The sequence below is a fragment of the Rheinheimera sp. genome (genome assembly GCF_037442345.1).
Classification (GTDB): Bacteria; Pseudomonadota; Gammaproteobacteria; order Enterobacterales; family Alteromonadaceae; genus Pararheinheimera.
On the sequence record NZ_JBBIQL010000007.1, the window covers coordinates 41,788 to 64,628 of the forward strand.

The window sequence follows — 22,841 nt, forward strand, 5'->3', positions numbered from 1 at the left end:
TATGTTTGTCTCCATGCTGCGTTTTGAGCTGCGCTATTTTTTGCGTCAGCCGTCTTTTTATGTGGTCAGCCTGCTGCTGTTTTTAAGCAGTTTCTTTTCGGTCACCTCCGACAATATTGTGATTGGCGGCGGTGGCGAAGTGTTGAAAAACAGCCCCTTCGCCATTGCGCAAACGCTGGTGATCCTGAGTCTGTTTGCGATGTTTGCTGTGGTGAACTTTGTCGGCAGTGGCGCTGTGCGTAATGCCCAGCACCAAATGGAAGAGCTGATTTACACCAAACCACTGCAGGCATTTTCGTACCAGTTTGGCCGCTTTTTTGGCAGTTATCTGGTGGTACTGCTGGTGTACCTGAGTGTGCCCATTGGCATTTTATTGGGCAGCCTGATGCCTTGGGTCGACGCCAGCCGCTTTGGCCCGACCAACCTGTACTTCTACCTGTATAACTTTGTGGTGCTGTCGGTGCCCGGGCTTTTTGTGTTGTCGGCGCTGTTTTATGCGGCGGCGACCAAATTCCGCTCTTTAATGCCGCTGTACCTGATGGCTGTGGTAATGCTGGTGCTTTATGCGGTGTCGGGCACTTTTGCCCGTATGCCGGAATACCGCAGCCTGGCCGCTTTATTGGACCCTTTTGGCATCCGTACTTTCCTGGATCTGACCCGCTATTGGACCATTCAGGAAAAGAACAGTCAGTTGATTGAGCTGAGCGGTGTGTTGCTGCAAAACCGCGGCTTATGGCTGTTGATTTCCCTGGCATTGCTGGCGGCTGCCGGTTTATTCCGTTTGCCTGGCCTGGCGAAAAAAGATCTGAAAAAAGCCAAAGGCAAAGTGCTGCCAACGCCTGTGGTGTCGGTGGCTCAGTTGCAGCAAAAAGCCAGCCAGTGGGGCGGAGCGACGGCCTTGTGGTGCCGCATCCGTTTTGAAATGCGCCAGGTCTTGTTCACTGCACCCTTTGTGATCCTCGGTCTGATAGCGATGGCGCAGCTGATTGGCCCCTTGTTTGGTGATTTTGACTGGTATGGCACCTCGAACTGGCCTGTGACTCAGCGTATGGTCGAGCATATCTCCGGCTCGCTCGGGCTCCTGGTGGTGCTGGTCACTGTGTATTACAGCGCCGAAGTGATCTGGCGTGAACGCAACTCAGGCATGGGCGATATTATCGACACCATGCCGGTACCCAACCTGACCTTCTGGTTGGCCAAATTGCTGGCGGTCGGCGCGGTCATGCTGCTGTTGTTTGTGCTGGGTACGGCCGTCACAGTGGTGTTTCAGGCTGTCCAGGGTATTACCGAGTTTGAGTTGTCACAGTACGCCATCCGCCTGGGCTATTTCTTCTGGTTGCCAGCTTTGTTGACTGTGGTGCTGGCGTTTTTCCTGCAAGTACTAAGCCCGAACAAGTTTGTCGGTATGGGGCTCTTTGTCGGCTACTTTATGCTGTCGCTGGTGCTGTCCAACTGGGGCTTAGGCCACAGTTTGCTGAATTTTGGCACCTCGCCTTCAGTGGCGTTTTCGGATCTGAACCAGTATGGCTCGACGCTGGAAAGCCACAGCTGGTACATGCTGTACTGGGGCGCGATTAGCCTGGTGTTTTTTGTGTTGGGTTACGGTTTGTACCACCGCGGCCCGATGCAAAGCCTGAAACAGCGCGTGCGCATTTTGGGGTACCAGCTGGGTGCGACAGGCAAAAGCCTGATTGCTGCTTCGCTGTTGGTGGCAGTGAGCAGCGGCAGCTTCCTGTTTTATCAAACCACGGTGCTGAACAGCTACCAAACGGCTGACCAGCAGCAAGACCTGCAAGCCGATTATGAGAAAGAATTAATCCAGTACGCCGGCTGGCCCATTCCGGTTACTACAGCGGTCGATGCGGCGGTGGATTTATACCCTTCAGAAAACAAAGTCAAAGCCAAGGTGCAGCTGAGCTGGCAAAACAAATCCAAAAAGCCCATCGAAAAAGTGCTGGTGAACTGGCCGGAGAATACCGAACAGCTGAGTATCCGTATTGCTGGCGCCAGCCTGAGTGAGCGCGATGACAGGTTCAGAACCAGCTGGCTCAGCTTTACCCCTGCTATTGCGCCGGGCCAGAGCATCAGCGGTGAAATTGAGCTGGTGCGCCAAGTGGTGGGCATTCGCGAAACCGGTTTTGACCCGTCTGTGGTGGAAAACGGCACCTTTATTAATAACAGGGCGCTGTTGCCAACCTTTGGTTACCAGGAAGACTATGAGCTGCAGGACCGGCACGAACGGCAAAAGCGTGGCCTGCAGCCAAATGAGCGGGCCAATAAGCTGGAAGACAGCAGGTTCTACCGGCAGAACTTCTTTGGTCAGGACGGTGACTTTATTCAGTTTGCCGCCACTATTTCCACTGAAGCTGATCAGATAGCGCTGACCCCAGGTTACCTGCAAAAGCAATGGCAGCAGGACGGCCGTCAGTACTTCCGTTATGAAATGGACCAGCCAATGGTGAACTTCTACGCCTTTGTGTCGGGCCGTTATGCGGTGAAAAAGCAAGAGTACAATGGCATCAGCATTGAGGTGTATTACCACCCGGCCCACGGCTGGAACGTCGACCGCATGATGGAGTCAGTGCGCGATTCCATCGACTACTTCAGCAAGGTGTTTGGCCCGTACCAGCATAAACAAATGCGCATTATGGAGTTTCCGGGTTACCGCAGTTTTGCCCAGAGTTTTGCCAACACAGTGCCGTATTCGGAGCGCATTGGGTTTATTACCGACCTGCGCGACCCGGACAATATAGACCCTGTCTATTACGTGACCGCCCATGAGGTGGCGCACCAATGGTGGGGCCATCAGGTCGGGGCGGCTGATGTGCAGGGCAGTGCGGTGATCTCAGAAAGCTTGTCGCAGTACTCAGCGCTGATGGTGATGGAGCAGAAATACGGCGCCGATAAAATCCGTCAGTTTGTCAAATATGAACTGGACCGTTATCTGCAGGGCCGCTCGGCAGAGCGTATTGGTGAAATGCCGCTGCTGCGGGCCGAAAACCAGTCGTACATTCATTACCAGAAAGGTTCTGTGGTAATGATGGCAATTAAAGACCGGCTGGGTGCAGAGCGGCTGAATGCCAACCTGCAGGCCTTTAATGAGCGTTACCGGCTGCGCAACGACCCATTCCCGACCACACTGGACCTGGTGACCTATTTAAGTCTGAATACCAGTGCGGACGAACAGGCCTTTATCAACGACCTCTTTACCCAAATCACCCTGTACGACCTGCGGGTGAAAGACGCTAAGGTCACAGCGCGGGACGATGGCAAATTTGTGCTGGACCTGACGCTGTATGCGCAAAAGCTGGTCGCCGATGACAAAGGCAACCAAACCGAGCAGCCACTGGACGAACTGGTGGACCTTGGTGCCTTCAGCGCCGACCCGGACAAAGCCGCAGCTGCAGGTGAAACCCTGTATCTGCAGAAGCACCGTCTGGTGTCCGGTGATAACCAGCTGCAGATTATTCTCGACAGCAAACCGCTTTATGTCGGTGTGGATCCGCTGGTGCACCTGATCGACCGCGACAGCGCCGACAATATCCGCAAGTTGTAACCCCCTCCTGGGGTCAGAGTACGACTCTGACCCCAGCCTGTTCCTTTTTTAGAATCTCAGCTACAGTAAGTTGTTTTGTTTAATTAAAAGGAACTTGCAATGGTATTGGCACATCATCAGCCGGCTTTGTCGGCGGCCATCCGCAGCTGGTTGAGTGGTTTTGCTGCAACGGCTTTTACCCTGACTTTGATCCTGCTGATGTGGGCCATGGTCAGTCTGATTGGTCAGACTCAGGATATTGTCACTCAGCTCAATGCCGAGTTGCGTTGGGCTTCCCCTCAAATCGCCTTGTCCGCTGCAGCGGCTTTGTTGTGGTTCTCGCTGATGAGCTGGTGGTCGGCCCGTTATATTTTTCAGCAGACAGAGCGTTGGATCACTGGTTATCAGGGGGATGAACAGCACAGGCCCACAGCGTTTATCAGTGCACAAACTGCCCTCTGGTTACCCAGAGTCTATTCGGTTGCACCTGGAGTGCTGTTGTTTGTCACGGGAGTGAGCCGGGGGTTGTATGGCACGGCATTTTTAGGCGTGCTGGTGGCCCTGTTGGCTTTGGTGCTGGTACTCAGCCGAAAAAGCTGGCGGCACGCGGCGCTGCTGAGCCAGACAGGTTTAGACCAGACCCGCAGCTGGCAATGGCTTAGTCTGGGTTTTACTGCGCTGATGGCGCTTTTTTCCATTTTCTTTTTGCCACAAACAGCGGCACTGCTGGGGGCCTTCAATACCTTGTTTATTGGCTTGGGCAGTCTGCTTTGCGGCATGACCTTTGGTGTGTATTTTGTCACCCGCTGGTGCTGGAACTGGCCGGTGGTTGGCGTCATTCTGCAACCACCAGTGCCTGTACTGAGTCTGGCTGTTGCGGCGGCACTGGCGATCAGTGCGGTGCTGCCGACCGACAATCATGGGATTCGCCGTTGCCTGACCGCGGCCGGTGCAGACGCTGCACTGCAGTGCCCAACCCCAGCCGCTTCAGCTTCTTATGCTTACCCCGATTTAGCGGCGGCCTGGAAGGATTTCAGCCAGAAGCTGGAGCAACATCAGGCAGGACCTGGGCTGGTGCCGGTGTTTTTTGTCGCCAGTGAAGGCGGTGGTTTAAGGGCGTCTTACTGGACAGGCCTGGTGATGTCTGAGCTGGAAAAGCAAATCCCGGGTTTTTCTGCTCATGTATTTTCATTGGCCGGGGTGTCTGGCGGTTCGGTGGGCAACAGCTTTTATGCCGCTGCTTTGGCCGAGCAACAACAAAACCAGGTGAATGGCGCGTTATTGCAGCAACAGCTGCAGCAAGCGGTCGGCCAGGATTACCTGACGCCTGTGACCACCTCGTTTTTATACAACGATTTATTGTTCCGCTTTTTGCCGTTGCAGTTTGACCCTTACCAGCAAGACAGGGCGCAAGCACTGGAGCGTTCCTGGGAGAGGGGCTTTGCCAGCGTATTTACAGTGGCGGGGGATGCTGGTCTTAGTCAGCCATTGCAGCAGTTTTACCGGCCTTCCGCCCAGGATACAAAACGCCCCTGGTTGCCTTTGTTGCTGAGTCTGGGGTCACATCAGGAAGCCGGGGCTATTGTGGTGACGGCGCCTTTTCCGGTCGATGCGGAGGATTTTCCCGCAAGCTATGATGTTTACCAACTGATGGGCTGCCGCAGCCCTACAGGTTTGAGTTGTGATCTGCGTTTAAGCACTGCAGCACTCAATGCCGCCCGTTTTCCTTTTGTCACGCCAGCCGGTTCCATCAACTACGATTTGCGCACCGGCGACACAGCAGTCAGCTGGTCGGCGAAAACGCATATAATTGACGGTGGGTATCTGGATAATTTCGGGGCTACCGTCACCCGCCAATTGATCGCGCGGCTGGCACAGAGGGGGGCTTTTGATAAAAAGCCGGATGGCCAGCAATTGGTGCCGATAGCGCTGGTGATCAGCAATGATCCGGCGCTGGAGCCAAACATTCTCAACCTGCAAAGAACTGCACCCGACAACACCAGCAGTATGGTCGCGAACGAGCTGACGGCACCGCTGCAGGGGTTGTTGTCGGCGCGCCAGGGCCAGGGCTACAGTGCACTCACTCAGCTGTTGGTCGCTCAAAATCAAAGCGCTGTTGTTATGCCTTACTTCAAGTACCAGCCAGAACAGGGCTCTGTGCTGCAGAACAGCCTGGTGTTTCGTTTGCCACCCAGCCTGAGTGATGTCCCTTTGGGGTGGTGGTTATCTGACCATGCGCAGCTGCAGATGCAGCAGCAACTGGACGCTGAACAGGCTGCGGGTAAGTTGATTAAAGCGTTACAAGATCAAATGACTGCACACCCCTGAGATTGTTGCAGAGCCTGCTGGCCCAGACCTCAGGCTCTGCGTTAGACTAAAGGCCATTTTTGTCACTGGTTTGTTTATGTCGATTGCAATTTCCCCATCCGCCGAATTTCCGGCCGCTTTGCGCCAGCAGCTTCAGCAAGACTATGGTCTGGCCGTCCAGTCTGATTCTGATGGATGGTACCTGTGCTGGAATGGCGAGGCTTTGGTGTTGCGTCATACCGAATTGCCAAAACAAGGCGACGTGCTGGTGGACTTTTGCAGCGGCACTGCGGCCTGGCGGCGTAAACATGGTGGTGGGAAAAGCGAAGCCATTGCCAAAGCGGTGGGGCTGAATAAAAAATCCGGCCTGAGCGTGGTGGATGCCACGGCAGGTTTGGGACGGGACGCGTTGGTGCTGGCCAGTTGTGGCGCCAGGGTCATTTTGGTCGAGCGTAATCCGGCCGTCGCAGCTTTGTTGGCGGATGGCCTGCGCCGGGCAGCCAGGCACCCGGACACCGCCGACTGGTTACCAGAGCGCATGCAGCTGGTATTTGCACCGTCGCAGCAGGCTTTAACTGAACTGCCGGCCCCTGACGTGGTCTACCTGGACCCGATGTTTCCGGCGCGGGAGAAATCGGCGCTGGTGAAAAAAGAAATGCAGGCCTTTCATCAGGTGGTGGGGACGGATGAAGACGCCGATGCGCTCTGGCCTTTGGCCTGGCAGCTGGCGCAAAAACGTGTCGTGGTAAAACGCCCGGGGTATGCCAGCTTTCTGGCCGGGCAAAAACCCACTATGCAGGTGGAAGGCAAAAACAACAGATTTGATGTGTATGTGAAAGCTGCACTCTAAGCCACAGGAGAAGGAAGACAGCATGACCATTGGCGCAGTACTGCCGCTGAAAGTGACAGGCAGTTATGGGGTGGATGATCTGAACCGCGCCCATATTTTATTCAGCTCGCTGGACCGTTTTGCTGAACCCGGTTTATTCAGTGAGTTTTATGTGGTGGTGCCCGCCGACGAAGTGGGCATTGTTGAGCAGGCTTTTGCCCGTTGGGCGCACTTGGGCATTAAGGTGTTGTCCGAAAATGAACTGGTGCCAGAACTGGCCAACTACCCGAAAATGCGCGGCTGGCGCAAACAACAGGTGGTGAAACTGGCCATCGCCTCTAAAATGCAGGCCAAGTTCTACCTGACTTTTGACGCTGATGCCATTTGCCTGAAAGCCATCAGCAAAGAGACCCTGTTGCCTGAAGGCAAAGCCTTACTGCAATACGAATTCCGCGCCCAGCACCCCAAGTGGTGGAAGTCGTCCGCCCGTATTTTAAAAATGAACCCGAATGTCGGTGACCCGGCGGTGGGGATGACGGTGACTCCGGCCATGCTGTCGGTAGAACTGGCGAAAAAGCTGCAGCAGGAAATCACCCGTTTGCACGGCAAACACTGGGTCGATTTCCTTGGTCAGCTGCATATTCCGTCGTCACCGCTTAACTGGTTGCCGCATCGTATTCTGATGCTGAAATGGACAGAGTATTCGCTGTATTACCTCTGTGCCCGCAAGCTGGGGCTGCTGGAGCAGTACCACGTGATTGCCGGCACAGCGCCATACCCTCAGCGTTTGCTCGTGCATGAATCGCACCCTTATGAGCAGTGGGATACCGCCTATAGTTTCAGTAACCGTTGCCCGGGTTTGTTTTGTGTGGTGGGCAGTAAAACCTTTTTAGCGCCGGCTGAAGTCTGGGCTAAAGTTGGGCCCTTTATCCGGGCAGATAATGAAATCAGCAATTTATTGGCTGCAACCAACAGGGTGCAGTCCTGAAGACAAAGGAGTAAGTCATGATTCAGCCAGGTGAACTATTACCGGATGTACAGTTTCAGCGTTTAACCGACAATGGGGTGGTGACGCAAAGCACGGCCGAGTTGTTTAAAGGCGAAAAAGTGGTGCTGTTTGCGGTGCCAGGCGCTTTTACCCCCACTTGCAGCGCAGCCCATTTGCCGGGTTTTGTGGAGCTGCAACAACAGTTCTATGACAAAGGGGTGGACCGTATTATTTGTCTGTCGGTGAACGACGCTTATGTGATGGATGCCTGGGGCAAGGCGCATAACGCTGGCGATATTCTGATGCTGGCCGACGGCGCCGGTAAGTTTGCTCAGGCCATTGGCCTGGCGGCAGACACAGGTGATTTTGGAGGCCTGCGTTCACGCCGTTACGCCATGCTGGTGGACGACGGCGTGGTGACACAGCTGCAGGTCGATGAGCCCAAACAATTTGAAGTCAGTAAAGCCGAAGTGATGCTGGCGCTGCTGTAAGCGGCGCATCGTAAGGAGTGTTGGTAAGGGCGGGTTTTCACCTGCCCCTCGGGTTCGTCTGGCGGCGCCCTGCACTTTGTCACTCGTCGTTCATTTAGAATAACTAAACTTCGCTCCTCGTTTCGCGTTCAGAACACCGCCAGAGCGAACAAAATTTAATCTCGAAACGTCAACAAGCCCTGGTTAAAGCAGAGTGCTGGCTGCAGCAATGGAAGGCCAGACTTCATCGGCCAGTTGTTTATCTTCGTCACTTAGCTGCTGGCCGGATAACACCAGAATTTTGCGGCCTACACCGGCCGCAGCGGCGGCCTGCATATCGGCCGCTTTGTCGCCCAGCATCAGGCTTTGTGCCGGGTTGATGCCAAAGTCGGCAATGGCCTGTTGCAACATGCCTGGTTTGGGTTTGCGGCAGTTGCAGTCCAGCTGATATGGCGGCAGCGCGTTGTCCGGGTGATGCGGGCAAAAATACAGGGCATCTATTTGCACCCCATGGTCCGCAAACTGCTGTTTCATCCAGTCGGTGAGCTGATGAAACTGCTGTTCAGTGTAATAACCGCGACCAATACCTGACTGGTTGGTCACCACAATCAGCAGATAACCCTGCTGTTGCAGTAAACGGCAGGTGTCAAACACACCATGGATAAATTCAAACTGGTCCGGGCTGCTGACATAACCATGATCAATATTAATCACACCGTCTCTGTCCAGAAAGGCCGCTTTGCGGGTCGGCTGACTCATAACCTGTGTTCCCGCACCAGCTTGTCAAACATCTGCTGCACTTGTTCTACCGTGATTTGTTGCATCAGATCTGCCCCTTTCACCCGGGTGCCCCATTTCAGCTCCGACGCCAGTTTGCCGGTCTGGTTCAGCAGGTTCTGGTGGTACACCTCCACCACATAATCGCGAAAGTGGTAGGGGCCGGTGCGGTCCGGGTTGCTGTGAGCGTACAGGCCGATGACCGGTGTGCCGACGGCCACAGCCATATGGGTCGGGCCCGTATCCGGCGCCAGCACCAAAGACACAGATTTGAGCACGGCCAGCAATTGTTTCAGGCTGGTCTGGCCGGTTAAATCCAGTATTTCAGTGCTGGCATAACGCTTAATGTCCATCGACAGCTGTTGTTCAATGGCGCTGGAACCCCCACACAGCACTATGCTGAAACCACGGCGGGCAGCATAGTCGGCCACTGCAGCATAACGTTCCGGCAGCCAGTTACGGTCCGGATTGGAGGCGGCAGGGCAGATCGCCATCATTTTCGGCGACGGCAGCCAGTCGAGCTTTTTGGCGGCGAACTTGAAGTCGTCGGCACTGATGGGTAACTGCCACATTGGCTGGCCGAATTCCACACCTATGGCTTTGGCAAACTGACGAAAGCCATCCAGCACATGGCCACGTGGCGCCGCTTCAATACGTTCCGACATAAAGAGTGAATGCAGCTCTTTGCTGCTGTGCCAGTCAAAGCCAATTTTGCGTTTGGCGTTAATGCACAGTGAGGCCAGGTTGGCTCGAAATGCCAGTTGCATATGCAGCAGGCAATCGAATACTTCACCTTGCAAATCACGTTTTAACTTCAGGTAAGCCTGGCGGCCCTGCTTTTTATCAAACACCACCAGACGTACGCCTGGTAAACCTTCGAGCAGTCTGGCTTCAACTTTGCCAATCACCCAGGTGATGGCCGCTTGGGGGTACTGGCGTTGAATGGCCTGTACCACTGCGCAGGCATTGACCACGTCGCCGATGGCGGATAACCGCAGAATGCAGATAGAGCGCACTTAGCTTAAGTCCTGTATTTTACGGATCACTTTACTGGTGGAGCGGCCGTCAACAAAGGTCAACACCTGCACTTCGCCGCCGTTTTGCAACACAAAGTCAGCGCCCACTATGGTGTCAATGGAATAGTCGCCGCCTTTGACCAGCACGTCGGGTTTTACCTGCTGGATCAAGTGCAACGGGGTGTCGTTTTCTGCGGCATTGTCGCCAAAAGGCACCACCCAGTCGACACTGGCCAGGCTGGACAGCACAGTGGCCCGGTCTTCCAGGCTGTTAATCGGGCGCTGCGGCCCTTTTAAGCGGGCCACTGAGGCGTCTGAGTTCAACCCCACCACTAAACGATCGCCCAGAGCTTTGGCCTGCGCCAGATAACGCACATGGCCGGCATGCAGAATGTCGAAGCAACCGTTGGTAAACACAATACGTTCGCCGGCTTTTTTGGCAAACTCGATGTGCTGCAGCACTTTGTCGTAAGGCGTCTGATAATGCTCACCCTGACGGAATAAATGTTTGTTCAGCTTCTGCGCCAGCTCTTCCGGTGACACGGTAGCGGCACCCACTTTGCCCACCACAATGCCTGCCGCCAGGTTCGACAGTTCTGTCGCTTCCGGCAGGCTGAAGCCTGCGCTCAGCATCACTGCCAATGTGGCAATCACCGTATCCCCTGCACCTGTCACATCACTGACTTCCAGCACCTGGGCCGGAAAGTGGTGGTGTTCGCTGGCGGTGATCAGGCTCATGCCCTGTTCGCTGCGAGTCAGCAGAATGGCACCCAGTTCAGCTTTTTGCATAAAGGCGCGGGCGGATTCCAACATCTGTTGTTCAGAGCCGGACTGGCCACCGGCCAGCCGGAATTCGGCCAGGTTGGGAGTGATGATATCGGCCCCGGCGTACACTGTTAAATCCGCTTGTTTCGGGTCGACCAGCACCGTTTTACCGGCGGCCTTGGCCTGGCGGATCATCGCCTGCACCTGCTGCAACGAACCTTTGGCGTAATCACTGAACACCACTACATCATAAAGCGGCAGCACAGCGGCGAATTTTTCAGCCAAAGCAGTGGCATCGTCGGCACTGAAGCTTTCTTCCTGATCCAACCGCACTATTTGCTGCTGGCGGGACACCACCCGCATTTTGGCAATGGTAGGTCGGCTGTGCTGGCGCACCAGTTGCGATTCAATATGTTCGCTTTCAAGCAGCTGCAACAGACTGTCACCTGCACTGTCCTGGCCGATAATGCCCAACAAACCCACTTTGCCGTCCAGATGGGCAATATTGCGCGCCACGTTGGCGGCACCACCGGCTTTGTCTTCAATTTTACTGATCTTCACCACAGGCACAGGAGCCTCTGGCGAAATGCGCTGTGAGTCACCGTTAAAATAACGGTCCAGCATCACGTCACCGACCACCAGAACCGACGCTTTGGAAAGCTGCTGCAGCAGCGCCAGATTGATCATGGCTTAAGCGCCTTGTTCAGCCAAAATGGCAATATCCAGCGCTTCACAGAGCCAGTGGCCGATAAACATATGCACTTCCTGAATGCGCGCTGTTTCGTCGCTTTTCACAATAATTGGCAGTTTGGCAATGTCTTTCACCAGACCACCGTCACGGCCAGTCAGGGCAACGGTAAAGGCCCCCAGTTCATTGGCTGCTTTCAGGGCCAGATTAATGTTCGGGCTTTTGCCGGAGGTGGTCAGGCCGATCACCACATCCTGAGGCCTTACGATGCCACGCACCTGGCGTTCAAATACCGTATCGAAGTGGTAGTCATTGGCGTGCGCGGTCAGAATAGAGGTGTCGGTCGTCAGTGCAATGGACGCCAGCGGGCCACGTTCCGCTTTGTAGCGCACCATAAACTCAGCGGCTAAATGCTGGCTGTCAGCCGCACTGCCACCGTTGCCCATCCAGACCACTTTGCCGCCAGCCGCCAGACAATCCTGCACGGCGGCCAGCAGCTGTAAGGCCTGGTCGGCATACTGTTCTACGGTCGCGAACGCATCACGGTGACGTTGTAAACTGGCGATAAAACTCTGTTTAAACTCTGACATAACAGTCTCTTGCTGACGGAATTGTTTGCATTTTAACGGATATTTACCGGCACTAAAGCACTTTTTCAGCCGCCGCCTCAGTTCCGGACAGGAAAGATTTTTGCTCCTCCGCTGATGTGGGGTAAGATCCTGCGTCATTTGGGACGTTCAGCAAAGGCAATTCATGAGCACACAGCCACAGGCGCCGATTTGGCTTATTAACTTAGATTCCAACCCGGAGCGTTATCAGTCGGCTACAGCCCAACTGGCGAAACTCGGTTTAACTGCTGAACGTTTCAGCGCTGTGTATGGCAAACAGCTGTCTGCCGCTGACGTGGCAGCCTGCTACGACGTGGCGCTAAACCAGCAAAAATTCCGCCGCCCTTTGTCGCCCGGTGAAATTGGTTGCTATTTAAGCCACCGTACTTTGTGGCAACGAATGGCTGACGAGAATATTGAGCTGGCCTTTATTCTGGAAGATGACATAGATCTGGAACCGGAGTTTCCTGCTTTGCTGAAAAAAATCAGCCAGTTACGGAACTGGGATATGATTAAACTGGCGGATGACCGCGGTGGTGAAGGCGACGATAAACTGGACATTGGTGACGGCTACCAGCTGGTGAACTTTGCCAAAGTACCCAACTGCACCACAGGGTACGCACTGACCTTAAGTGGTGCGAAAAAACTGCTGAGCCGACCGAAGTTTTTCCGCCCGGTCGATGTGGACCTGCAGTTTTACCCAGAGCTGAACCTGAGTGTCTATTCCATTCTGCCGTACCGCTTATGGTCGGCCAGCCGTTTTGACAGCGAAATCGACAAAATGAGTGGAGGCAGCCGGAAGGGCGGTACCTCGTTTTTCCGCAACCTGAAATACCGCTGGCAGCTGGCGCAAATTCGCAAACACCATAAATCCGGTGATGTGCAGCAGGTTCGGCTGCAGCCTGAGCAGGAGGCTGACCATGGCGCGGCGTAAAATTTCCTGTTTTGTGATTTGTTGCAACGAAGAAGACCGCATTGAGGCTTGTCTGAAGCCGCTAAAAGGCTGGGTCGACCAGTTGATCGTGCTGGACTCCGGCAGTAAAGACCGTACCTTAGAGATAGCCCGGCAGTACGCCGATACCGTCTACCAAACCGACTGGCCTGGCTTTGGCCCACAGCGCAACCGTGCTCTGGCGTATTGCGAGCACGACTGGGTGCTGAGTATTGATGCCGACGAAATTATTACCGAGCCGTTGAAAGCCGAAATTGATGCCGTGTTGTCGGAACCCGACCTAAAAGCCAACTTTATTAAAATGCCCTGGCACACTTACTTCTTTGGCAAGCTGCTCAAACGTGGCCGTTATTCCACACCACAAGGCAAACTTTTTCTGAAAACCGGTGCCGCTTTTAAAGACCGGCAGGTGCATGAAACTCTGTTGTTACCTTATGAGACTATCCGGGTGCTGAAAGGCGCCATTATTCATCACAGCTGGCGCAGCTATCTGCATTGCCAGGAAAAACACCTGAAGTACGCCTGGTTAGGGGCACAAGACAAATTTGCCCGTGGCAAAAGCGCTAACCTGGGGTTTGCGGTGTTGCGCTTTTTTACCGATTTTATCCAGCAGTACCTGCTGCGCGGTGGTTTTCTGGATGGCTGGCGCGGTTTGCTGATGGCCATTGTGTTGGCGCAGTATGCCTTTCATAAATACGCTGCGCTGACTACCCTGGTGGCAGAAGCCAAAGCACATAAGGCCAAAGCATGAGATTTGCGCTGCTGCGCTGGCTCTATAACCTGCTGGTGGTGCTGCTGACGCCGCTGTTGCTGCTGTATTTGCTGCTGCGCTCACGCAAAGACCCGGCCTATCGCCGTCGTTTTGCCGAGCGTTTTGGTTTGGTGGTGCCTGCGGGCGCGGCAAAAGGCGGCGTGTTGCTGCATACCGTATCAGTGGGTGAGTTTAATGCCGCCAAACCGCTGGTGAACCAATTACTTGCCAGCTTAAAGCTGCCGCTGCTGGTCAGCTGTACGACCCCCACAGCCTCAGAAGCCATTCAGTCCTTTGCGCCTGGTCAGCTGCAGCATGCCTACTTGCCCTTTGATTACCCCTGGCTGACCAAGCGCTGGCTGAAAGCGCTGTCGCCCAGGCTGGTGATGGTGATGGAAACTGAGCTGTGGCCGAACTTGTTACAGGCCTGTTTTGAGCTGGGCATTCCGGTGCAACTGGTGAATGCCCGCCTGTCGGCCCGTTCGGCCAAAGGTTACCGCCGTTTCTACTGGCTGACGGCGGGTTTGCTGGCGCGGATAAGTCTGGTTCAGACACAGGACAGAAACAGTGCCCGGCGCTTTAAAGCGCTGGGGGCGGCCCGGGTAGAAAACGCCGGCAATATTAAGTTTGACCTGCAGATCCCGCCGCACAGCACCGCATTGGCGGCACAACTGAAACCACAGCTTGCAGGCCGGAAAGTTTGGGTGGCGGCCAGTACCCATGCCGGCGAAGATGAAGTGCTGCTGCAGGCCTGTCGAGAGCTAAAAGCGCAGATCCCTGAACTTTTGCTGGTGCTGGTGCCGCGGCATAAAGAGCGGTTTGACAGCGTCGCCACTCTGATTGAACAGGCGGGGCTGAGGTATTGCCGTCGCAGCCTGCAGCAGTGGCCACAGGCCGACACCACGGTCTGGCTGGCGGATTCCATGGGCGAACTTTTAAGCTGGTACCAGCTGGCCGACTGGGTTTTTATCGGCGGCAGCCTGATTGAGCGTGGGGGGCACAACCCACTGGAAGCGATGGCCTTCGCCAAACCTGTGCTGAGCGGTCCTTATGTGTTTAACTTTGCCGTGCTGTTCAGTGCCCTGAAAAAACAACAGGCGGTGCAATTTGCTGCCGATGCCAGCGCCATTTCCACTGCGTTAATGCAATGGCAACAGCAGCCAGGGCTGGCTGAACAGCTGGGACAGGCCGGTTATCAATTGTTCTGCCAGCAGCAGGGAGCTGTTGCCCGGTTGTTACTGCGCACTCAGCAATTGCTGGCGCTGCAAGATTTTGTATCTGAAGAAAAAAGTTCATCGGTGTTATGGGCTGATACTGGTTTTTCCTCCGAACTTTCAACCGCCGGATTTTCAGGAAAACCGGCGCAAATTTCCGCGGACTGTTTAAGGCCACAATTCTGGCAACAACAGCAGGCGGTGGTGGGCAGCAGCAAGGGGCGCCATACCGTCTGGTTTGTCAAAGCGGCTGGCACAGAATGGGTGCTGCGGCATTACTACCGTGGTGGGCTGGTCGGTAAACTGAACAAAGACTGGTTCTGGCCTGTGCCTGTAGCACAAAGCCGGGCCATGGCAGAGTTTCGTTTATTGCGCCAGATGCATCAGGCTGGTTTGCCTGTGCCTTTGCCCGGCTTGGCCTTATTTCAGCGCCGTGGTTTGGGCTACAGCGCCGATATCTTGCTGCAACGTATTGAAGGGGCTGTGGATTTAAGCCAGTTGCTGCAGCAGCGCGCGTTAAGCACAGCAGAGTGGCAGCAGGTTGGCGCCATGATCCGGGCCTTTCACACAGAGCAAATCTGGCATTCGGATTTAAATTGCCACAATATTCTGCTGGCCGACGGCCGTTTTTACCTGATTGATTTTGATAAATGCGCTCAGCGTGGCGGTCAGCACTGGAAAGCTGCGACTCTGGCGCGTCTGCTGCGCAGTTTACGCAAAGAACAGCAGCAACTGCCGCAGTTTCACTGGCAGGAAACCGATTTCCAGGCCCTGATGTTGGGCTATGAGTTAACGCAACACCCGACAGAGCATGGCTCTTCAAACCAAGATTAAGGCAGACAGTGGTGCAGGAATTTGATGTGATTGTGCTGGGCGCAGGTGCGGCCGGTTTATTTTGTGCCATTGAAGCGGCGAAACGTGGCCGTAAAACCCTGGTGCTGGACAACGGCAAACGCATAGGCCGCAAAATCCTGATGTCCGGCGGCGGCCGTTGTAACTTCACCAATATCTACGCCAGCCCGGCCAATTACCTGTCCAATAACCCGCATTTTTGTAAATCGGCGCTCAGCCGTTACACCCAATGGGATTTTATTGCGCTGGTGCAGCAGTACGGCATTGCCTACCACGAGAAAACCCTGGGCCAGCTGTTTTGTGATGACAGCGCCAAAGACATTGTTGATATGCTGCAGCAGGAGTGTGACAAAGCCGGGGTGCAGATAGCCTTGCAGCAGGAGATCATCGCCGTGAAGGCGTTGGACGAGGGGGGTTATCAGCTGGACACAGCCGCAGTGTCGCGCCGCTGTCAGAGCCTGGTGGTGGCGACCGGCGGCCTGAGCCTGCCCAATTTAGGCGCCACCGCTTTTGGTTTTCAGCTGGCGGAACAGTTTGGCCTGAAGGTATGGCCGGTGCGTGCCGGTTTAGTGCCACTGACCTGGCAACCGGCCGATAAGGCGGTGTTTGAAGAAATCAGCGGCGTGTCGCTGCCGGTGACCGCTGAAGCCAACGGGGTGGTGTTTCCGGAAGATATGTTGTTTACCCACCGCGGTTTAAGTGGCCCGGCTATTCTGCAAATTTCCAGTTTCTGGCAACCCGGTGATGACCTGATTATTAACCTGGCACCGCAACAGGACCTGCACGCCTTTTTGCTGGAGCAGCAACAAAAGCATCCGGAGCAGGAATTAAAAACCATCTTGTCACGCCTGTTGCCAAAACGGCTGGTGGAAAAGCTGCTGGAACTGAAAGTTTTTCACAATCAGCCAATCAAAGCCCTGCAGGGCAAAGCGCTGCAAAAGCTGGCCGACAGCCTGACCCATTACGTGTTTAAACCCAACGGCACCGAAGGCTACCGCACCGCCGAAGTGACCTTAGGCGGCGTTGACACCAACGAGTTATCGTCCAAAACCATGGAAGCAAAAAAACAAGCTGGCCTGTATTTTATCGGCGAAGTCGTAGACGTCACCGGCTGGCTCGGCGGCTACAACTTCCAGTGGGCCTGGGCCTCAGGTTGGGTGGCCGGGCAGTATTGTTAGTTTTATCTGGGAGGTGTTTCACCAGTATATTTAGTTGGCCAGTGCAGTAAGTGATTCACTCTAAAGGTGTTTGTTTTTTGTACTCAGTTGTTTATTGTAGTGAGCTGAGCCGGGAAAACGTTAGGGTGACCTTTTGAAAGTAATCAGCGTTATTTTTCTGTTATTCAGCTTTTCTGTATTTTCCAATCCACTTTGTCAGGGTGACCAAGCAGGTCAAAGTGACTTGCGATTAGATTTACTGTTCGCGTTGCAGTTGCAAACCGGATATTTTCTTAACAATCAATACGATATACCACTCAAAGCCAAATACAAGACTGTAAAATTTGACGCAAAAACATTGGATAAATTTCGTGGCCTCACTGGAAATGGATTTAAATTCAGCACATTACCAGCATACTTCCTTTCATTGAACTGTGAGCTGAACCAAATAGCTTCAGTACCCGCCTCAGAAGTCCGGCTCCCGGCTGATAAAGAAAAGTTGTTTGCTGATTTTGTATCGTCTTTGTCGGATGAACTAAGTCATGGGCTTATCAATCAGTTGGTTGTTTTACCTGGTAATTTTGACATCGACCATGCACTTCATGCCTCTTTAATTAAAAAAACTAAAGCGGCTTTAAGAACAAAATTCAACCGGTTTCCACAGGATGTAACAGTGCTTTTACATCCGCTTCTGCATGACGGGGGGTTCTTTATCAAAGTCGGTGATGTGGCCTATTCGTTGATAGGACCAACCTCCACTAGTGGGAATAAGGTAGATTTTGGTCCTCAGGGACGCATTATTGAGCTGGTTGCACATGAGCTGTCTCATGGGGTTGTCGACCAGACTGTTTATTCGTCCGATGTAACAGATTGCCAGGGCTTTTCAACTGAGCTGTTCAGGCAAACTATGAAAAAGAATGGATACATTGAGGTGAAAACTATTGTGACTGAGCATATGGTCAGAGCAATAGTGTTGAATGTTCTTAAACAACTCGAACCTGCTTTTATGGTTGAAGTGGCGAAGAGAGAGCAAAATTCGGGTTATAAAGATTTGCGTCAGCTAGCCGCCATGTTTGAACGTGAAAATGATATACATCTGATGTTTACGCAGACAAAGAAGCTGTTCAGTTGCCACTGATTTGTTCCTGCCTGGACCTGTTCTGATCCTGACCGCTGTTGTCTGGAAGTGTGTATCAGGTCAGACAGAGCTTCTGGCCTTACGGTCTGCCATCTTACAGCAGCTGTGGTGGCTTGCCGCTATTTTAAGTTGTCTCCTAAAAGGCAGGGTTGATTGTAAAACTATTGTCATACGCCTCAGCTAAGGTATGGCGAACACTGGAAAATCAGAGCCTTTATGTCTACTGCAGAAAAGCCGGAGCCTCAGCTGAACCAGGAGTTGGAGAACTCCGGGTCTTTGGCGCGTTATCTGGAGCGGCATGCCAGCAGGGCCGATGCTGCCGATATTTTTCAGGAATCCATTACCAGGGTGTTGGAGCAGGCGCGGCAGCGGCCTATTCAAAATCCGCTGGCTTATGCTTTTACCGTGGCCCGCCATATGCTGATGCGGCTGAAAACCACGGCGGCAGAATCTGTCGATGAACTGATCTGCCAGAGCGCCAACCCGGAGGAGCAGGTCAGCTCCCAACAAACACTGGCTTTGCTGGAACAGGCGCTGCAACAAATGCCTTCACAGCGGCGGCAGGCTTTTGTGTGGTACCGGATGGAAGGCAAAAGCCGCAGCGAAATTGCCAGATTGATGCAGATTAGTGATGATGCAGTGTCGAAACATGTCAGCAGGGCACTGGCAGATATCCAGCGCCTGATTGATCAACACCGCAGATGAGTAGCAGACTTGACTGATTACCAACGAACAGAGCAGGACGTCTATGAGCAGGCCGCCGCTTGGCTGGAAAAACTCTCAGCGGGTGAACTGGACAGCCTGAGCAAAAGACGTTTCAGCCATTGGCTGGGCGCAGATCCTAAACACAGAACTGTACTGATTGCGATGGTAGAAACCTGGAACGACCCGGCCTTAAACCAGGTGTTGGCCCGTTACCAGTCCCGCAGTCCGGGCCGCCTGCGCAGGGCCTGGCCACAGTTCGGCCTGGCCACTGCGGCCACTTTTGCTATGGTGCTGCTGGCCGGTGGTTATTGGAGCCTGGCCCGGCAACCGGCCGTCACACCTTATGAGCTGCATACCGCCAAAGCCGAAAGTGCTCAGCAGCAGCTGGCGGATGGTTCTGTGCTGGAGATGGCCCCCGACACCCAGCTGACCGTCAATTTCAGCTCCGCCAGGCGTCAGGTGGTGCAGGGGTTGGGCGCGGCTTATTTTTCGGTGGAAAAAGACAAACAACGGCCTTTTGAAGTGCGGCTTGGGCAGGCCAGTGTGGTGGCTGTTGGCACCGAATTTAATATCGATCAGGACCCGGATTTAATCGACATCACTGTGTATGAAGGTGCAGTGCAGGTGCAGGCCAGTGCGGCCGGCCCTAATTTGTTGCTCAAAGCAGGTGAGCAGGTGCGCATCAGTAACCAGCAGTTGTCAGAGGTGCGCAAAGTGGACCTGCAGCAGCTGGTGGACTGGCGTTCTGGCTGGATTGAAATTGAAAACGAGTCATTGGCCTACCTGCTGCACCGGCTGAACCGTTCGGGCAACACAGAAATCAGCGCTGCACCGGAGCTGAGGCAGCTACGGGTAGCCGGCCGTTTTGAGCTGGCCAACATCAGCCAGACCCTGCAAGCCTTACAGCAAACCTATGATTTGCAACTGGAAAGGTCTGCTCAGGGTGTGCGGCTGGTGCGCTCACCCTGACGTCAGATGAAGCGGATGTTCAGGCTGATCCATCCCTGGCTTGCATTCACAGCCGCTGTGAGCCTGAGTGTGCTGGCAGAACCAGCCAGTCCAGCCCGGCCACAGGACTTTGATTTACCCGCTCAGCCGCTTGGGGCCGCTTTATTGCAGTTTGCCCGTCAGGTGAACCAACCACTGTTGTTTGACCCTGTCTTAGTGTCAGGCTTGCAGGCCCCGGCCATTCAGGGCCGTTTTCTGCCGGAGCAGCTACTGGCTGAGCTGTTGCGCGAACAGCCGCTGCAGGCGGTACCCAGGGCTCAGGGCTGGCTGATCAAAGCCAGACCAACACCTAAGGTACCAGAAGCTGCCGCACCGACAACCACAGTCAGCACCACAAAACCTGAGGTGGAGGTAATTGCCATCCGTGGCAGCGGTCATCTGTCCGACGCCAGCACCGACCCCCTGTTATGGCCAGAGCGGCTGGTGTTAAAGCGCCAGGCTCTGGGGGTACAGGACTCACTGGTTGCAAAAGACATAGCGGATTTTCCGGATTTGAACCTGGCGGACTCATTACAGCGGGTGCCTGGGGTCAGCATTAGCCGGGAAGCCGGTGAAGGCCGGCAGATTTCTTTACGGGGGTTGGGGCCTGATTTCACCAGGGTGCAGCTGAATGGCATGGAAGTGCTGGGCACCTCGTCTTCGCCTATGGATTCGCGTGGCGCGGTGTCACGCTCGCGCGCCTTTGACTTTAATATTTTTGCGTCCGAGCTGTTCCAGCAGATTGACGTGACGAAATCGTATTCGGCCAGGCAGGACGAAGGTGGCATTGCCGGTACAGTGAACTTACGCACCGCGCGGCCTTTTGACTATCAGGGGCCCAGGGCTGTGGTGTCGGCTCAGCTTGGCAGCAACAGCGCGACCCACAGCACGGATCCACGGCTGGCTCTGCTGTTGTCAGACAGCTGGGCGGATTTGGGCGCTTTGCTGTCGGTGGCATACAGCAACAGAGCCACCAAAGAATACGGCAGCAATACCACACGCTGGCGTCGCGAAACCGGCAAAAAAGCCGCTGATGCAGGCGACACGGCATTGCAGGCGCTGCTGGATTCAGGCGAACTGTGGTTCCCGCGCGGCCACCGCTATTCAGTCTGGGAGAATGACCAAAACAGGTTGGGGATAACCGCAGCACTGCACTACAAACCCGGCGATGACTTCAGCCTGGTGCTGGACCTGATGCATGGCACGCTGAAGAACGAACTGTCGGAACACCATATGGCGGTCAAAGACAACACAACCGTCAACAGCCTGGTGTGGCGCGACAGCTCTGGTCATCACACGGGCGACAAAGAAGTGGTCTATGCCGACTACCAGAATGCCAGCTGGCGCAACGAGAACCGGCAGGATTACAACGAGTCGGTGTTTAACCAACTGAGCCTGACTGCCGACTGGCGATTGAATGACGACTGGCAACTGAGTGGGATGCTGGGGCACAGCGCTTCCGATTACGAACAGCCGTGGGTGAAGAAGCTGAATATTGAAGCCAGTAAAACTGTGAATATCATCACCGACTTTACCCAGGATGCATTTTACGGCCGCAGCTATTCGCCGGATTTTGATCTGACCAGTCTGGACGGCTACAGAGTCAAAGATCTGTACTTTCAGTCGAACTTTATTTATTCAGATTTTGACACTGCGAAGCTGAACCTGCGGTACCGGCTGACCGACCAGACGGCCCTGAGTTTTGGCGCAAACTATAAGAAGTTCAGCAACTCAGGGTATGAACGGGTGGCGCAGGACTTTCCGAACCATGTGGCGACGCCGCAGAATCAGGGCGTAAAGACATTGACGGCCGACAGGGTGCGGCTGTTTAGCGGACATCCGGACCAAAGCTGGCTGGTGGGGGACTTAAACCGCATTTTGTCATTTTACGGTTTGCAGCATTTTGTGCTGACGGATCAGCACCTGATGAAAAACTCTGCCTACGACCTGACTGAACAGACCCAGGCCTTTTATCTGATGCCGCACTACCAGGGCCTGCTGGCCGGGAATGTGCTGAAGATGGACCTGGGCCTGCGTTATTTCAGCACAGAGCTGCGCTCACAAGGGTATCCGGCCAGCGAGCTGGTCAGCCTGCAGCGGCGTTATGCCGATTACCTGCCAAGCCTGAACCTGGCCTATGAACTGACGGATCATCTGATTTGGCGCGCCGGTCTGAGCCAGAATATCACCCGGCCTTCGCTGACTGATATGTCCTTGTCGGCCACCGTCAGCCAGACCTCGCAGAGTGAGGCGGATTATGGGCAGGTGAGCCGGGGAAATCCGAACCTGAATGCTTTTGAGGCGGATAACCTCGATATGGCGCTGGAATATTACTTGGCCGGGGGTGGGCTGGCGTCTGTGGCGCTGTTTTATAAAGACATTCACAACTTTATTGTGACCGGGACGCAGCAGGTGCGGTACAGCGAACTGGGCCTGCCCGCTGAATTGTTACCCAAAGGCAAAACCGTCAACGATATCTTTAACCTGTCATCGCCACAAAATGCCGGTTCCTCCAGCATCAAAGGGGTGGAGCTGGCGCTGCAACGGGACTTCGACTTTTTACCTGCACCATTTCACCAGTTGGGCCTGATGGCTAATTACACCTGGGCGGACGGAGAAACCCTGTACCGCAATGTGCAGAACTCAGGCAAAGATGAAATCAAAGCCTTGCCAGGATTATCGAAACAAAGCTACAACGTTACGCTCTATTACGAATCGGCACAGTGGGGGGCCCGGGTCGCGGCAGCGCACCGCAGCCGTTACATCACTGCCGTGGAAAGCGGCTCGGCCGATGATGACGAACGGGGTTACCATGCCAGCACTACGCTGGACTTCTCTGCCTTTTACCGGCTCAGTGACCAGCTGAAACTGAATATCGAAGGGATTAACCTGACCAACCTGCGGGATGAATCCTACAGTGACTCCAGTGACCGAGCCTACAACACAACTTTCAGTGGCCGCACTTATATGATTGGGCTGACGGCGGAGTTTTAAGTTACGCCTCGTACTTGAAGCTGCAGCTTTGGTTTAAATTCGAGACGGGCGGGGCAAGCCCCGCCCCGGCTGGCCTTGCTGCCACACCAATTACTGTGGCGACGCCTC

Annotated in this window: 17 protein-coding genes; 13 read left to right on the top strand and 4 right to left on the bottom strand. The window is 54.5% G+C overall.

The features are described from left to right. The first annotated feature begins 1 nt into the window (after position 1). The 5 genes from WKJ04_RS05440 (at position 2) to WKJ04_RS05460 (ending at position 8,150) form a co-directional block, all read left to right on the top strand. Complete coding sequence (locus tag WKJ04_RS05440; protein WP_337879481.1) at positions 2-3,556, top strand: M1 family aminopeptidase; 3,555 nt, start codon at positions 2-4, stop codon at positions 3,554-3,556. A 99-nt stretch (positions 3,557-3,655) separates the two neighbouring features. After that, the gene (locus WKJ04_RS05445; protein WP_337879482.1) at positions 3,656-5,863 is read left to right on the top strand and encodes a hypothetical protein; all 2,208 of its coding nucleotides are present in this window, start codon (positions 3,656-3,658) and stop codon (positions 5,861-5,863) included. Positions 5,864-5,939: 76 nt separating this feature from the next. Further along, entirely contained in the window at positions 5,940-6,692 is a 753-nt protein-coding gene (locus WKJ04_RS05450) for a class I SAM-dependent methyltransferase (protein ID WP_337879483.1), read from the top strand. Between the two features lie 22 nt (positions 6,693-6,714). After that, positions 6,715-7,659 (top strand): DUF6492 family protein, encoded by a 945-nt coding sequence (locus WKJ04_RS05455; RefSeq protein WP_337879484.1) that lies wholly within the window; start codon positions 6,715-6,717, stop codon positions 7,657-7,659. A gap of 17 nt (positions 7,660-7,676) precedes the next feature. Further along, positions 7,677-8,150, top strand: coding sequence for a peroxiredoxin (locus tag WKJ04_RS05460; RefSeq protein ID WP_337879485.1), 474 nt, complete (start codon positions 7,677-7,679; stop codon positions 8,148-8,150). Between the two features lie 183 nt (positions 8,151-8,333). On the opposite strand, the gene gmhB is transcribed toward WKJ04_RS05460, so the two are convergent. From gmhB to WKJ04_RS05480, 4 genes are read right to left on the bottom strand one after another with little or no spacing between them, the layout of a single operon-like run. Further along, positions 8,334-8,888: a D-glycero-beta-D-manno-heptose 1,7-bisphosphate 7-phosphatase gene (gene gmhB / locus WKJ04_RS05465; protein ID WP_337879486.1), complete on the bottom strand. Its 555-nt coding sequence runs from the start codon at positions 8,886-8,888 to the stop codon at positions 8,334-8,336. Continuing rightward, positions 8,885-9,922 (bottom strand): glycosyltransferase family 9 protein, encoded by a 1,038-nt coding sequence (locus tag WKJ04_RS05470; RefSeq protein WP_337879487.1) that lies wholly within the window; start codon positions 9,920-9,922, stop codon positions 8,885-8,887. Before WKJ04_RS05470 ends, gmhB begins: the two co-directional genes overlap by 4 nt. Further along, entirely contained in the window at positions 9,923-11,374 is a 1,452-nt protein-coding gene (gene hldE / locus WKJ04_RS05475) for a bifunctional D-glycero-beta-D-manno-heptose-7-phosphate kinase/D-glycero-beta-D-manno-heptose 1-phosphate adenylyltransferase HldE (protein ID WP_337879488.1), read from the bottom strand. It abuts the gene before it with no gap. Between the two features lie 3 nt (positions 11,375-11,377). Next, complete coding sequence (locus WKJ04_RS05480; RefSeq protein ID WP_337879489.1) at positions 11,378-11,965, bottom strand: SIS domain-containing protein; 588 nt, start codon at positions 11,963-11,965, stop codon at positions 11,378-11,380. Between the two features lie 163 nt (positions 11,966-12,128). Between WKJ04_RS05480 and WKJ04_RS05485 the strand changes: the two genes are divergently transcribed. The 8 genes from WKJ04_RS05485 to WKJ04_RS05520 all read left to right on the top strand — a co-directional run bounded on the left by WKJ04_RS05485 (position 12,129) and on the right by WKJ04_RS05520 (position 22,733). Next, complete coding sequence (locus WKJ04_RS05485) at positions 12,129-12,917, top strand: glycosyltransferase family 25 protein (RefSeq protein ID WP_337879490.1); 789 nt, start codon at positions 12,129-12,131, stop codon at positions 12,915-12,917. After that, positions 12,904-13,686 carry a glycosyltransferase family 2 protein gene (locus WKJ04_RS05490; protein WP_337879491.1) on the top strand — a complete coding sequence of 261 codons (783 nt, stop codon included), beginning with the start codon at positions 12,904-12,906 and terminating at the stop codon, positions 13,684-13,686. Before WKJ04_RS05485 ends, WKJ04_RS05490 begins: the two co-directional genes overlap by 14 nt. Then, positions 13,683-15,734 (top strand): lipid IV(A) 3-deoxy-D-manno-octulosonic acid transferase, encoded by a 2,052-nt coding sequence (gene waaA, locus WKJ04_RS05495; protein WP_337879492.1) that lies wholly within the window; start codon positions 13,683-13,685, stop codon positions 15,732-15,734. The genes WKJ04_RS05490 and waaA overlap by 4 nt, the downstream gene beginning before the upstream one ends. A gap of 11 nt (positions 15,735-15,745) precedes the next feature. Beyond that, positions 15,746-16,930: an NAD(P)/FAD-dependent oxidoreductase gene (locus WKJ04_RS05500; protein ID WP_337879493.1), complete on the top strand. Its 1,185-nt coding sequence runs from the start codon at positions 15,746-15,748 to the stop codon at positions 16,928-16,930. A gap of 133 nt (positions 16,931-17,063) precedes the next feature. Next, the gene (locus WKJ04_RS05505; RefSeq protein WP_337879494.1) at positions 17,064-18,047 is read left to right on the top strand and encodes a DUF4932 domain-containing protein; all 984 of its coding nucleotides are present in this window, start codon (positions 17,064-17,066) and stop codon (positions 18,045-18,047) included. 216 nt (positions 18,048-18,263) lie between these two features. Then, positions 18,264-18,752 (top strand): sigma-70 family RNA polymerase sigma factor, encoded by a 489-nt coding sequence (locus WKJ04_RS05510; RefSeq protein ID WP_337879495.1) that lies wholly within the window; start codon positions 18,264-18,266, stop codon positions 18,750-18,752. 9 nt (positions 18,753-18,761) lie between these two features. Beyond that, complete coding sequence (locus WKJ04_RS05515) at positions 18,762-19,721, top strand: FecR domain-containing protein (RefSeq protein WP_337879496.1); 960 nt, start codon at positions 18,762-18,764, stop codon at positions 19,719-19,721. 15 nt (positions 19,722-19,736) lie between these two features. Further along, entirely contained in the window at positions 19,737-22,733 is a 2,997-nt protein-coding gene (locus WKJ04_RS05520) for a TonB-dependent receptor (protein ID WP_337879497.1), read from the top strand. The last annotated feature ends 108 nt before the right edge of the window (positions 22,734-22,841 follow it).